At 61.6% G+C, this 13,874-nt stretch carries 10 protein-coding genes and 1 pseudogene; 5 read left to right on the forward strand and 6 right to left on the reverse strand.

Annotated elements, in window-relative coordinates:
• Window positions 1-24: 24 nt before the first annotated feature.
• The 4 genes and pseudogenes from rsmG to MNQ99_RS19125 all read left to right on the forward strand — a co-directional run.
• The gene (rsmG, locus tag MNQ99_RS01005; RefSeq protein WP_241915432.1) at window positions 25-660 is read left to right on the forward strand and encodes a 16S rRNA (guanine(527)-N(7))-methyltransferase RsmG; all 636 of its coding nucleotides are present in this window, start codon (window positions 25-27) and stop codon (window positions 658-660) included.
• Between the two features lie 106 nt (window positions 661-766).
• Window positions 767-1,846, forward strand: coding sequence for a ParA family protein (locus MNQ99_RS01010; RefSeq protein ID WP_422387542.1), 1,080 nt, complete (start codon window positions 767-769; stop codon window positions 1,844-1,846).
• A gap of 84 nt (window positions 1,847-1,930) precedes the next feature.
• Window positions 1,931-3,214: a ParB/RepB/Spo0J family partition protein gene (locus MNQ99_RS01015; RefSeq protein WP_241914103.1), complete on the forward strand. Its 1,284-nt coding sequence runs from the start codon at window positions 1,931-1,933 to the stop codon at window positions 3,212-3,214.
• Window positions 3,215-3,296: 82 nt separating this feature from the next.
• A pseudogene (locus MNQ99_RS19125) lies at window positions 3,297-3,409 on the forward strand (ParB/RepB/Spo0J family partition protein); the annotation flags it as partial.
• Window positions 3,410-5,686: 2,277 nt separating this feature from the next.
• Here the strand turns inward: MNQ99_RS19125 and MNQ99_RS01025 are convergent.
• The 6 genes from MNQ99_RS01025 to MNQ99_RS01050 all read right to left on the reverse strand — a co-directional run bounded on the left by MNQ99_RS01025 (window position 5,687) and on the right by MNQ99_RS01050 (window position 12,239).
• On the reverse strand, window positions 5,687-6,874 hold the full coding sequence (locus MNQ99_RS01025) for an N-acetylmuramoyl-L-alanine amidase (RefSeq protein WP_241914105.1): 1,188 nt from the start codon (window positions 6,872-6,874) through the stop codon (window positions 5,687-5,689).
• Between the two features lie 4 nt (window positions 6,875-6,878).
• Complete coding sequence (trxA, locus tag MNQ99_RS01030; RefSeq protein ID WP_479683790.1) at window positions 6,879-7,235, reverse strand: thioredoxin; 357 nt, start codon at window positions 7,233-7,235, stop codon at window positions 6,879-6,881.
• Window positions 7,232-8,215 carry a thioredoxin-disulfide reductase gene (trxB, locus tag MNQ99_RS01035; protein WP_241914106.1) on the reverse strand — a complete coding sequence of 328 codons (984 nt, stop codon included), beginning with the start codon at window positions 8,213-8,215 and terminating at the stop codon, window positions 7,232-7,234. Before trxB ends, trxA begins: the two co-directional genes overlap by 4 nt.
• A gap of 138 nt (window positions 8,216-8,353) precedes the next feature.
• Entirely contained in the window at window positions 8,354-9,874 is a 1,521-nt protein-coding gene (locus MNQ99_RS01040; protein ID WP_241914107.1) for an ABC transporter substrate-binding protein, read from the reverse strand.
• 89 nt (window positions 9,875-9,963) lie between these two features.
• Window positions 9,964-11,658, reverse strand: coding sequence for a murein biosynthesis integral membrane protein MurJ (murJ, locus tag MNQ99_RS01045; RefSeq protein WP_241914108.1), 1,695 nt, complete (start codon window positions 11,656-11,658; stop codon window positions 9,964-9,966).
• A 56-nt stretch (window positions 11,659-11,714) separates the two neighbouring features.
• Entirely contained in the window at window positions 11,715-12,239 is a 525-nt protein-coding gene (locus tag MNQ99_RS01050) for an NUDIX hydrolase (RefSeq protein WP_241914109.1), read from the reverse strand.
• Window positions 12,240-12,341: 102 nt separating this feature from the next.
• On the opposite strand from MNQ99_RS01050, the gene MNQ99_RS01055 reads away from it, so the two are divergent.
• Entirely contained in the window at window positions 12,342-13,847 is a 1,506-nt protein-coding gene (locus MNQ99_RS01055) for a CCA tRNA nucleotidyltransferase (RefSeq protein ID WP_241914110.1), read from the forward strand.
• The last annotated feature ends 27 nt before the right edge of the window (window positions 13,848-13,874 follow it).

Below are 13,874 nucleotides of genomic sequence, written 5' to 3' on the forward strand. Positions count from 1 at the left end.
GTTTGGTAGGGCATAGGTATGTCCATAGTTGAGATGACGGTGGCCGAGTCCAAGGCTGCTCTAGCTGTTTTTGGTGAACGACTGGATCTGGCCGAGCGGTACGTCGCGCATTTAGCCACGTCCGGAATCGAACGGGGACTGCTGGGCCCCCGCGAGGTCCCACGGTTGTGGAACCGGCACGTGCTGAACTGCGCCGTTGTAGCCAACCTGATAGCCCCTGACGCCGCGGTCGCCGATGTCGGGAGCGGCGCCGGCCTGCCAGGTCTGACCCTGGCGCTAGCCCGGCCAGACCTACGCTTGACGCTGATCGAGCCGTTGGAGCGGCGGGTAGTCTGGCTCAATGAAGTTGTAGACGACCTGGGGCTCGACAACGTCACCGTAGTACGTACACGGGCAGAGCTTGCCGCGGACGAAGTCACGGCGGATGTTGTCACTTCCCGGGCAGTCTCTGCCTTGGACAAACTGGCCCGGCTGTCTATTCCACTGCTCCACGGTAGTGGTGAGATGCTCGCCATCAAGGGTCGCAGCGCCGCCGATGAAGTTGAAAAGGCTAAGAAAGTCATTCGGAAGCTAGGCGGTCGCGAAACAGAGATCCTGACCGTCGGAGATGAACTCCTGGAAGAGCCGACGACGGTCGTCAGAATCCTCGTTGCCCCGTAACCTGTTGGTCCACACACCCCCGGATCGCCCTTGAATCCGGCCGTGCGACGATAGGCTAGGAGGGGTCGGTGCCGGGAAAGTGAAAGCGGGCAAATCGAAAATGGCGATGAGCGACATGGTTTCGGGAGTGACCGGGGCCAAAGCCGATGGGTCATCTGCTCTTGACGGGCCCCATCAACCTGAGGTGGTTGTCTCGGGCTCGGGAACCGATCTCGTTTCACGTGAAACCACCCGCGCTTATGTGGCCGAATTGGCCAACTCCGATGTCAAGATAGAGGCTACGGTTCCAAACGTTATGGATTCGATCGACGAAAGCACACCTCTCGCTCAGGAATTGGCGAGCGAAAACCGCAGGCGTGAACGATTGAAGGCCAAACAACTTCCCCGGCCTACTCAGACCAGGGTACTGACGGTCAGCAACCAAAAAGGCGGCGTGGGTAAGACCACCACAACGGTCAACATAGCGGCTGCTTTGGCTATTGCTGGGCTGAACGTTCTTGTCATCGACATCGACCCCCAGGGGAACGCGTCGACGGCGCTTGGCGTCGAGCATCATGCTGATGTGGACAGCATCTACGATGTCCTCATCAACGACATGCCGTTGGGCGAGGTGATTGCTCAATGCCCGGATATCGACCATTTGATCGTGGCACCTGCCACCATCCACCTGGCCGGCGCAGAAATTGAATTAGTCTCGTTGGTGGCTAGAGAACAGCGCCTACGCCGTGCCATCGAAGTATATGCACAGGAGCGCGAGACTGCCGGGTTGCCCCGGCTGGACTATGTTTTTATCGACTGCCCACCCAGCCTTGGGCTCCTCACCGTCAACGCGTTTGTCGCGGCCCAAGAGGTTCTCATCCCTATTCAATGTGAGTACTACGCACTGGAAGGGTTGAGCCAGCTCCTTAAGAACATCGAGATGATCCAGAAGCATCTCAATGCAGGCCTGGTCGTTTCCACCATCCTGCTGACCATGTACGACGGCCGGACGAACCTTGCCGCTCAAGTAGCAGCCGAGGTCAGGGAACACTTCCCCAACGAAGTTCTCAGCGCGGTCGTTCCCCGATCCGTCCGCATCTCCGAGGCTCCTAGTTATCAGCAGTCTGTTATTACCTATGACCCATCCTCCAGCGGCGCCCTGTCGTATCAAGAGGCTGCGGCTGAAATCGCTGAGCGCGGCAAGTAACTGAGAATTCGATCTGTAACGGTAGAATTACGCCTTAAACGAGGTAGTGCGCGACAGCTCGGCGCATGACGGAAGAGGGTCCAGATGAGTGAAAAACGCCGTGGCTTAGGGCGAGGCTTGGGCGCACTAATTCCCAGCTCTCCCGTAAGCGAAGCGCCTGAATCAGCCGAAGGTCAAGGGTCTCAAGCAAAGAAGCGTACTCAGCGACCCGTCGACGTCTTCTTCCCAGCGTCCTCTAGGCGGGAAGATGCTGACGCGGCGATCCTCACCACCACGGACTCGGAGACAGTGTCCGGATCGAGCGCCGCCCAGGTGGCCGAGGTGTTGAGGGCACCCCGGAAAACGACGCCGAATGGCGCCAAGAAGCCGCCGGCCAAGAAGACCGTCAGGAGTAAGCCCTCTGCAGCGTCTCCGCTCCTGGACGGCCCGCATGCCGCGGAGGAGACCAAGGAATCCAGCGCGCTGACAACGCAGGCAAAGGAAGCGGCCGAAGATCAGCATCAGCTGGCTGGCAAGGATGTTTCACGTGAAACGGCAGGACCGGATCTAGTCGAAGTCCCAGGGGCAACGTTCGCCGAGGTTCTGGTTTCAGCAATTCAGCCGAACCGCAAGCAGCCGCGCACCGTTTTCGATGAAGAAGACATGGCCGAGCTGGTTCACTCGATTCGGGAAATCGGTGTCCTGCAGCCAATCGTTGTCCGCCCGGCTGACGACGTAGAGGCACAGTACGAGCTGGTTATGGGTGAGCGCCGTTGGCGGGCCACCAAGGCTGCCGGGCTGGAGACCATTCCCGCAATCATTAGGTCGACTTCGGATGACGATCTCCTGCGGGATGCACTGCTCGAGAACCTGCACAGAAGCCAACTCAATCCGCTGGAAGAAGCGGCGGCTTACCAGCAGTTGCTCGACGACTTCGGATGTACACACGACGAACTCGCTGATCGCATCGGTCGTTCAAGGCCACAGGTCTCCAACACTTTACGGTTGATGAAACTACCTCCGCTCGTCCAGCGGCGCGTAGCGGCCGGTATCCTCAGTGCAGGCCATGCGCGGGCTCTCCTTGCATTGACGGATCCGGCCGAAATGGAGAAGCTGGCCCAGAGGATTGTTGCCGAGGGTTTGTCCGTTCGTGCAACGGAAGAGATCGTTTCCCTGAGCGATGGCCTGCGACGCCCCAAACGAGAAGGCCGCCCCCGCGAGGGTGCTCGTCATGAGCGGCTTGATTACCTTGCCAGTTCCCTCTCTGATCGTCTGGACACCAGCGTAAAGATCACCCTGGGCGCCAAGAAGGGGCGGGTCAGTATCGAGTTCGCGAGCGTCGATGACTTGAACCGGATCATGGATGTCTTGAACCCAGCGGCCCCATAGCCGCGGGTTTCACGTGAAACGGAGGGACCCAGTCCGGTTGGACGGGGTCCCTCCGTTTCTTATTGGAGCTTTGCACGCCGAGGGCGCTCGTCACGAGCGGCTTGATGACCTTGCCAATAAACTCTCTGGTCGTTGGACACCTGTGTGAAGATCACCCTGGGCGCCAAGAAGGGGCGGGTCAGTATCGAGTTCGCAGGGCATCCACAATTGGAGCTATGCGCGGCACTCTATGGCGAGCAGAACATAGATCCGTCCGAGGCGGCTCTCGCGGCCGCATCCCTATTCTCGACTGTGGGAATGAAAGGTCTGTGGGAAAACAGCCAGGTTCTGTACCGGAGGGTTCAGCACAGCGAAGTCGTTTCACGTGAAACGGATACCATGGTACTCCACGGCATCCATGTAGGCGCTCAGGGTAGATACACCTGAGTCCGCCACGCAGGCGTGCGGTGAGCACCGTTGCACTCCAGTCTTGAGAAGCATGTCCGGGTTTCACGTGAAACACCGCGGGCACCTTCTGCGTTTGGCTTCGCGCGACGAATACCCGTCATGACCCAGGACCAACCGGAGAAAGGGTCTCGGCGGGAGGAACGTCTCCGGTCAACCTGATCCGGAAAGGGAGATTGGCAGTCACGCGGAGTCTAGCCGTTGTGGTTCCACCTGATCGAGAAGTCAGCCAGCTGCAAATTCTGGAACAGTACGTCCTAGAGGAGTTGCGCTAGGTATTTCGAGTAGGAGCATGAACTCCTTCTAGCCAGCCTGTGGTGGGGATGCCCCGTCGGTCAGAGGTTCAGCTCCGGAGACAAGCGCTTCACGTGAAACTCTGCTCTCGAGCCATGTAGCGTGCCGCCGGCCCCTCGGCGCCCAGCAACGGGACGCGAACTTAGACGCTATTTCCGCGCAGCACGGCCTGCAATCCGGCCCAATTTGTGCCGGCGTGTGCTTTGCGTGATTTACCGGCTAGCTCATGGTCGCGCCACATAGTGTGGAAGGCCTGGTACTTGGCCTACCACGGAGCCGGATCCGTAGCGTCCAAGTAGTACCTGCAACTGGCGTTCTAGGAACGTTACGTGCTGCGGTGCCGGCCAGTGTGTTTCACGTGGAACGTATGGTCTTGTTCGGAGAAGACCTTTCCTCACGCCCTACCCAAGAGCAGTAGTCCCTCGGCACCGATGCGCTTGAAAGAAGCGAGGGAAACATCGTCTTTGCTATCCTCGGACGATAGCTGCAGCCATGATCGATCACCTGTCCCTCCAGCCCAGACCGAAACGTGACGACCGCTGTTGTTGTCAACACAGGTGCGAATTTCTGACCAGATGGCAGAACACTCATCCTGACGCTTAACATGACCCAGCCTCTGGGGGGACACCTGAATGTTTATGCGACTCTCTGGAGCTGAAGGAAAAGCTCGCCTTGTGGCCCAGGTGCCCCAACCGGTCCATGCCAGATCAGTACTATGCGTTTCACGTGAAACTATGCCGTGTACCTAGGCCTCGCTTTAGTCCCAAATTCCGATTCTTCGGTGTCGAGTCGGGGCGACCCGGGCTTCAGACACGGCCAGGGGTCATTGCGGGCCGGCAAGCCCCGATGCGCTTCAACACGATCGTTGTCATTCTTCGGACCCAGGCGCATTCGAAGAGCCCATCTTAAAATACCTGTAACTGTGATGGGGGGGCACGGCCGGTGTTTCACGTGAAACAGGGCTGCAGGGATCAGTCCCCGTCTAGTGGCCATGGTCCGCAGACTTTCTCTCGTGAATACGAAGGTGGAGTCGCCAGGCTATTGCGCTTCGGTGCGGAACAGCAAAAGGGGCAGTAATCCACAACGCGGAGCCACTCTGCTTCGTCGTTGGCCGGGCGTGATGGGCTGGACGGTGTTTCACGTGGAACAACGGTTCGGCACGGGAACTGTCCAGTGTTAGCTGGGCTAGGAGTGAAGTTGTACATAGTTCGATGAATGTTCGCGAAGGGGAGCACTGAAGCCCGAATAGCCGAGCATCCGGAGCCGTAACCCATAAAGGGAACCGCGGTGGTTAGATCAGGGCCGCAGCCTCGAACGATTGACGATACCAGGTTGTGCAGATGGGAGTTATAAACATTGGCTCGTGAGGTTCTGAGTCAAGGATTGCCGGGAGAGCCCACCGCATGAACGTCGACTGCCCGTGAGTGGACGGGTGGTGACCGACCAGTTTCACGTGAAACACTGTCGTTCGCGGACCAAGATGAAGTTCTAACCTCGGCTGCCCGCGATAGAGATGTTGAACAAACGCCGATCTGAGCAAATAAGCCACACGGCCGGACACGAAATGGAGTAGTTGCTGGTCAAGCTTGAAGTGAACCCAAACACGAAATCCCGCTTCGGTCTAAGCCAGCGGACTAACAGAAAGGAACAGCGATCCATGCAGAAAGGAAACTCGTATGTATCCAGAGGACCATACTGTCTGTTTCACGTGAAACAGACGAGGAAATTGACGATCTAATACGGGGGATTGAACCTAAGCACGTCGTCTAGCGCAAGGGTCCCAGTCGGTTCATCGTCCTCTTCTAAAAGGTAAAGGCGTTGGATCGCAATGACGATGGAGTCAGCCAGGATTTGGCGGTAGATCGGATCGGCAAGCCGGGGAGAATCGAGCGGGCTGCTCAAATAACCGATGTCCAGCTGAACAGATGGCGTGCTGGGAAGGCGCAGTATGTCCCAGCTGCGGCCGTGGAGACCCAGGGAGGTGGACCCGGTTCGGGCGACGATCTCCTTCAGGATCAATTCCGCGGCACGATGACCGATAGGAGAGCGTACCTCGCCAGACTCAGGGCGGCCCCAGAAGAAGGCGCTGACGCCATTAGCCGCTGGCTGCGGCAACCAATCGCAATGGATGGCAATGCTCAGGCTCGGTGACGTCGACTTGATCAGATCAGCGCGGACATCACTTCCACCCGTGGGCTGTTTCTCGATGATCTCTACACTCGCACCAAGTTCTGTGAGGATCTTCCCTACACGGTTGGACACGTCGCCGGCGACGAGTTTCTCCGTGAGAGGCTCACCCGAGGAAATATCGACGGCTTCTGCTTGTGCGTCCACGTCAGACCCGGGCGCAATGGCGATGGTGCGACCGCGCAAGGTTGCAGATGCTTGGCTGAGGCGTTCGTAGTCACGTAGGGAAAACGCTTGGCTCGGACTGATAGTCCGGTTGATGCGCTCCATTGATGAAATCAATTGTCCGTCCGTGACCCCGGACCCTTCGAGACCAAGGTTCAGTTGCAGTTCACGGACGGCCAGGTGGGTTCGTTGCCCGTACTCGCCATCAATGTGGCCGTAGTAAAACCCGAGAAATGAAAGCTGGCGCTGCAATTCCGTGACGTCGTCGCCTCGAAGCACCGGACTTTCCGGACTGTAAGCAAGCTGGCGGGCGCCCAGTTTGAACTGGGCCTCGGCCAAAGCTCTTTCGGTCTCGGGGCCCGCGATACCGTCGACCATCAAACCCCGCTGCTGCTGAAAAGTGCGGACAGCAGCATCCACGTGGTCATCAAACACCATCGGGTTGTTTACCTGGTCCGGGGCAAGATACGCCATAGAAACGCCAGCGCGTAGCAGCCCTTCACGGAGGGCTACTACGCGCCGACTGATGTCTGAACGGCGCAGACTCTGGTCTGCCGCGTCGTTTTCCATCTTGTTAGTTGAGGAACTCAGCGAATTCCTGCTCGATGACCTGCTTCGGCTTTGCTCCGATAGAAGTCGCAGCCACCGCTCCGTCCTTGAAGACGTAGACGGCGGGGATGGACGTGATGCCGTACTGCGCTGCGGTAGCGGGATTGTCGTCAACGTTGAGCTTGACTACGTCAACCTTGCCGGAGTGCTCGGCAGCGATGTCATCGAGGATCGGCGAGAGCATGCGGCAAGGGCCGCACCACTCCGCCCAGAAGTCAACAATCACGGGCTTGGTGGACTTCAGGACATCCGCTTCGAAAGTAGCGTCGGTGACATCTTTTGCGTTGCTCATGCTGTTCTCTCTTTCTCGAACCGGTTTCAGACGGTCGCGGGCTCGGCGATGCCGGCCTGGCTGCTAGCGACGTCGGCTAGGTAATGTTCCACATCGATGGCGGCGGCGCAGCCGCTGCCCGAGGCGGTGATTGCTTGGCGGTAGGTCGGGTCGATGACGTCGCCGGCCGCGAAAACTCCGGGCAGCGAAGTCTTGGAGGAGCGGCCCTGAACCGCAATGGTGCCCTCGGGCGTCAGTTCCAACTGGTCCTGGACGAGGGAGACCCGGGGATCATTGCCAATGGCGACAAAAACGCCGGTCACTGGCAGCACCGACTCAGACCCATCGACCGTGTTCTTCAGCTTCAGCGCGGAGACCTTGTTGTCGCCTTCCAGGCCGACTACTTCCGAGTTCCAGACGAACTTAATCTTCTCGTGCGCCAAGGCGCGTTCCTGCATGATTTTGGAGGCACGCAGGGTGTCGCGGCGGTGGACAACCGTGACAGAGTCCGCGAACTTGGTGAGGAAAAGAGCTTCCTCCATGGCAGAGTCGCCTCCGCCAATCACTGCGATGTCCTGGCCCTTGAAGAAGAAACCGTCGCAGGTTGCGCACCAGCTGACGCCGTGTCCGGCGAGGCGCTTTTCATCGGGAAGTCCGAGTTCACGGTATGCAGAGCCGGTGGAAATAATCACCGAATGCGCCAGGAAGGTTTCGCCTGAACCGATGGTGACCTTCTTGACGTCGCCTTCCAGCTCAAGGCTTGTGACATCTTCGAACAGGATCTCGGTCCCGAACCGCTCGGCCTGCTTTTGGAAGTTCTCCATCAGCTCCGGACCCAGAATCCCACCGGGGAAACCAGGGTAATTTTCAACGTCGGTGGTGTTCATCAGCTCGCCGCCTGCCTCAACAGAGCTAGCGATGAGCAGTGGTTTGAGATTGGCTCGCGCAGTGTAAACAGCTGCCGTGTAGCCGGCCGGACCGGACCCAACGATGATGACGTCGCGGACGGACGGTGTGGTTTCTGTGCTCACTGCCTGCGAACCTCTTCCTCTGGTATTGGTGTGAACGAAGCCCGGCCGCCTTGAGCGGGCAACAGGGCCAACACTTCTCTCAACGGCGCGTGGTGCCGGCTTATTCCGTGCACGCGCGGCACGGCCCGCCCTCTGCGGCTAGGAGACCTCGATCTCTGCCATGCGGATGCCGTAAGGCGGACCGCCCATGGGGTTGGAGAGCTTCGGCAACTGCGTGAAGTTGATCAGGACGTACTGGGCCTTGGGCGCAGCGCCATCCTGTTCGGGCACCGGAATGGTGGTCTTCTGCGCGGTGAAGCTACCCTGGGCAACCTGGTTGGCGCCGTCCAAGGTCGGCTCGTCATTCAGGAGCACGGAGAAGTTTCCGCCGGTACCGCTTAGTTGTGTCAGCACCACGGAACTGATGCTCGACGGTTCCTCAAGCTCGACGACCAGCGCCATGTTTTTGGCGTAGCCACCGAACTTGTCCGACACGTACTGGAAGCTGCCCCAGTAGGTGGCGGGGTTGCCGTCGACGGCTTCGGACAGCTTGCCGTCGTTCTCCGCGTCTAGTTCCTGCATGTCCGGGACCTGGCGGGTGAGATCGGCGATGACCGGCTCGACAACTTCAGCGGCCGGGGCTGATTCTTCTTCCTCACCGGTTTCCGCCGGAGTGGAAGCGGCGCCGGTTTCATTTCCGGTCTCCGACCCATTGGCGATCGGGCCGCCGCGGAAGAGATTCAACTGGCTGACCGCCACGACGATGGCGATCACCAACAACACGGCCAGTAATCCGCCCACCAGCAACCTGGACGACCTCGGGCTGTTACGTTCCTCGTCGTCGTACTCGTCGTATTCGTAGTCGTCAGCCTGGGGCTCGCTGCTCGTGCGGGCGGCCGCCGGGAACATGGCGGCGGATCGGACCTCGGCCTGATCGCCGTCGTCCTCCGGCCACAAGCTGACCCGGGGCTTCTCGGCGGGCGGCTGGGCGGCTGCCGGCCGGGAGGCCGGAGCCTGTCGCGAGACAGGTGCCGTCGCCGGGCTGGGGGTCGCAGGTGCGGGCGGCGCAGACGGCGGCGGGGGCACGTGTGCACCGGCAGAGGCAGCCGCAGCGGCGGCTCCGGCAGCGGATCCGGCGCCAGAGGCCGCGCCTTCCGGCTGACGGCCGAAGCGGGCTTTGGTGTTTCCTTCCGGCGCGTTCTTGCCCAGCTTGGGCAGGTCGAGCTTGTTCAGCCGGTCGCGAAGACTCTGCCGAGGCTCTTCCTCGTATTCCTCATACTCGTCCTCGTACGGTTCCGGTTCGGTGGAGCGCACCTGGCCGAAGATTTCGGAACCGAGGGTGTCGGTGAAGAAGGGCTCCACATACGGACCATCCCGCTGAATGACCAAGTCCAGCAGGTCAGCGGCCTGTGCCTCGTTGGTGACCAGATAGGTGACCCCATCGGCGTTGCCCAGGTCCAGTATCTGGACGTTGCTAGCCCGCTCGCCGGTGGCGATTTCGCGGGCGCTCATGGCTACCTGGCTGGCATTTTCCGGTGCTGACACCAGGATACTGACGGGCCGGTTGAGCACCTGGTCCACACCGTCGAGGACCAGATCGTGTTCGGCGGAGGCAAGCACTTGGGCTGTGACCTTGTAACGGCCACCAAGCAGCATGCCCACATCAACTGGCTGCGGCACTAGTTCCTCCCGGCTGTCCTGGACTGGCGCCCCTGACTAGATAATTTGATTTCCATGCTAGCCGGTGCCGGAGCCGATTCCCGTTTCCGTCAGGCGCGTCCGGGCAACCGATTCATGATCGGCGTCAGGAAATCCTGCAGCTCCTGGACGCGCAGGGCACGCAGCAGCAGCAGGTAAACCACGGCCATCACCAGTCCGACGACGGCGATGGTCACCATCGCGGTGACGATGGACTGCCAAGCGAATCCGCCAGGAGCGTAACCCCCGAACAGCCACAGCACTGCCGCGCCCACCAGGCCGGAGCCCAAGGCCGCGTAACCGAGGCGAATGTAGGTGTCCACGACGCGTCCCGCGCCGTAGTCTCCGAGCCGTCGCCGGGCGAAGTGATGCGCCAGCACGGCCGAGACCACGTGGAACACCGCGAACAGCAGGGCCAGCGCGTAGACCACCATGGTGGGGTCGACCAGCCAGGCGATCAGCACGGCCAGCACTACGGAGGCGCCGGAACAGATGGCCTGCATGATCAGCGGCGTCTTGGCATCTTCCTCCGCGTAGAACACGCGTCCCAGGAAGAAGTAGATGCTCATGAACGGCATGCCGGCCGCCACAATGGCCAGGACCTGGCCCATCGACGCCGCGGAGGCCGCCGCGGTGGGGCCGGATCCCGCAAACAGCCGGGCCAGCGGGCCGGCCAGCACCACCACAGCGGCAGAACCAAAGACGGAGGCGATGCCGATGGTGCGCAGGCCAGAGCTCACGGTGTTGCGGACGTCGTCCACGGCGCCGGCCGATTGTTGGTGGGACAGCCTGTTGAACAGCACTGTGGCCACCGAGAGAACGAAGACCGAATGGGGCAGCATGGCGATCAGCTGGGCCGTGTTCAGCGCATACTCGCCGGGGACCGATGCACCGGATCCGGCCAGCTCAGCACGGGCAGCGGTGGCACTGGAAGCGATGGACCCATAGAAGAGGTAGGCGGTGTTGGCGATGACCATGGTGGCCAGGCTCCACAGCGCCACTTTTCCGGTGGCCGCGAAGCCCATACCGCGCCAGCCGAGCTTGAGCTTCAGGCCCAGCCCCAGCCGCCCCAGCGGCCACAGCAGAAGGAGGGCCTGCAGCACGATGCCCAGCGTGGTGCCGCCGGCCAGTACCGCGGTCTGTGCGCCGGTCCAGAGTTCCGGATCGCCCCTGCCTGGCAGGTAGCGGCCGTACAGCGCGATGTAGAGTCCCAGTGTGCCGATGGCCACCACGTTGTTCAGGGCAGGAGCCCACATATACCAGCCGAAACGCCCGTGGGCGTTGAGCACCTGGCCCACCACTGCATACAGACCGTAGAAGAAAATCTGCGGCAGGCACCAGATGGCGAAAACGGTGCCAAGCTCCAGCATGACCGGTGTCCAGTCCCGGGTCAGGACGGAAATGATCGGTCCGGCAAGGAGCGTCGCCAGCAGCGCAATCCCGGCCAGCACCAGCAGCGTCAGGCTGAGCAGGCGGCTGACAAAGTCGGCGCCGCCGTCGCTCTTCCGGCTGGCTTTGATGATCTGCGGAACCAGCACCACATTGAACACCCCGCCCGCCAGCAGCAGGTAGATGATGTTCGGGATGGTGTTGGCCTTCTCGAAGATGTCGCCCATCGTCGTGTTGGCACCGATGGCGACGGCGAGCAGGGCGGTCCGGACGAAGCCCAGGACCCGGGACACCATGGTTCCGGCCGCCATGATGGCACTGGACTTGGCCGTGCTGTGCTGCACGGGGTTTTCGGCGGGGATCTTGGTCTCGGACATCGTCCTCTATGTTCTCACCTGAAAAACGGCCGGAGGGCCGCACCCGGCAGGCGGCCTCAGACGTGGCCGGGCAGGACTTCCCGGGCCAGGTCAACGATCCGGCGCTCGTTCGGGAAGGACAGCTTCCGGCCCAGGTCCGCCAACGGCACCCACGCCACATCGACCGCCTCATGGTCCGGGTCATTCTCGATGGTCAGCAGGCCGCCGGTGGCCTCAAGCAGGAAGTGGTGCACGGTCTTGTGGACGCGGTGCCCGCTGACGGTGAACCAGTAGTCGATGCTGCCGAGCGTGGCCAGCACGCGTCCCTTGATTCCCGTTTCTTCTTCAACTTCGCGGACGGCGGCCTCTTCATTGGTTTCCCGGCCCTCCGGGTGGCCCTTGGGCAGGCACCACTCGAGCCGGCCGCCGCGGTTGAAGCGGGCGATGATTGCCACGTTCAGGTCGCTGGTGGACGTATCCACCACCACGCCGCCGGCCGAGATTTCCTCCACGGTGGGCAGTGAATGGTGTCCGGGCGCGGCGCTGCCCACTGACGCTGTCAGCGGGGTGCGCTTCGGGGCGCTCGGAACCGGGTGTGCCATGCGTCCACTCTAACGATTTTTGTCACGACCCGAGGATGTCGACGCCGAGCCGCCGGGACATTGTTAAACATCGTGCCCGGCATCTGGCACGCTTAAGTCACTATGGTTCACCTTTTTGGTTCGCAGTTCCCTTCCGCAGCCGGCTCCAACGCCCCGTCCCTGCCGTTGCCGGCCGTAGTGATCGAACTGGGAGAGCTTTTCGCGGGCGCGGGCCACGAACTCTCGCTGGTCGGCGGACCCGTGCGCGACCTGTTCCTGGGCCGGATCTCCCCGGACCTCGATTTCACCACCGACGCCGATCCGGACGCCACCATCGCCGTCGTCAAAAAATGGGCGGACACGTTCTGGGAGATCGGTCGCGACTTCGGCACCATCGGCCTGCGCAAGGGCCAGCACACCATCGAGGTGACCACCTACCGGGCGGAGGCCTACGACCCGGATTCCCGCAAGCCCGTGGTGGCGTTCGGAACGTCCTTGGAGGACGACCTGTTCCGCCGCGATTTCACCATGAACGCCATGGCGCTGCGGCTGCCCTCGCTGGAACTGGTGGACCCGTATGGCGGCGTCAAAGATCTGCAAGCGGGCCTGCTGCGCACCCCGGGCGCGCCGTCGTCGTCGTTCTCCGATGATCCCCTGCGAATGATGCGCGCCGCGCGGTTCGCCTCGCAGCTGGGCGTCACCGTGGCGCCCGAGGTGTCGGCAGCGATGAAGGACATGGCCGGCCGGATCGAGATCATCTCCGCCGAACGCGTCCGTGACGAACTGGTCAAGCTGGTCAACGGCAAGGACCCGCGGACCGGTGTGGACCTGCTGGTAGACACCGGGTTGGCCGACTTTGTGCTGCCGGAAGTTGCCGCGCTGCGGCTGGAGATCGATGAGCACCACCGGCACAAGGACGTCTACCAGCACTCGCTCACCGTGCTGGAGCAGGCCTGCAGCCTGGAGACGGACGACGACGGCGCGCTGCCGGGCCCGGACTTCGTCCTGCGGTTCGCCGCCCTGATGCACGACGTCGGCAAGCCGGCTACCCGCCGCTTCGAACCTTCCGGTGCGGTCAGCTTCCGCCACCACGACATGGTGGGTTCCAAACTCACCGCCAAGCGGATGAAGAAGCTGCGCTTCGACAACGACACCATCAAGGCCGTGTCCCGGCTGGTGGAACTGCACATGCGTTTCTACGGCTATGGAGAGGCCGGCTGGACGGACTCGGCCGTCCGCCGCTACGTCAACGACGCCGGGCCGCTGCTGGAACGCCTGCACCGGCTGACCCGCTCCGATGTCACCACCCGGAACAAGCGCAAGGCGGAGCAATTGGCCTTTGCCTATGACGACCTCGAGCAGCGGATCGCCACGTTGCAGGAACAGGAGCAACTTGATGCGGTGAGGCCGGACCTGGACGGCGCCCGGATCATGGCGCTGCTGGGCATCAAGCCCGGGCCGTTGGTCGGCCGGGCCTACAGGTTCTTGTTGGAAGAACGGCTGGAAAACGGACCGGCGGCGTCGGAAGAGGCAGAGGCGGAACTACTGGCCTGGTGGCGGGAGCAGCCGGAATTCGTCCCGGTGGTCGACCAAGGCGCGCCAGCGCCGCGCGGAGACCGGAATCAGTGACCGTGACGGGTCCGCACGACTTCCCGG

Origin of the sequence: Arthrobacter sulfonylureivorans (assembly GCF_022637435.1) — a bacterium.
GTDB classification, from domain to species: domain Bacteria; phylum Actinomycetota; class Actinomycetes; order Actinomycetales; family Micrococcaceae; genus Crystallibacter; species Crystallibacter sulfonylureivorans.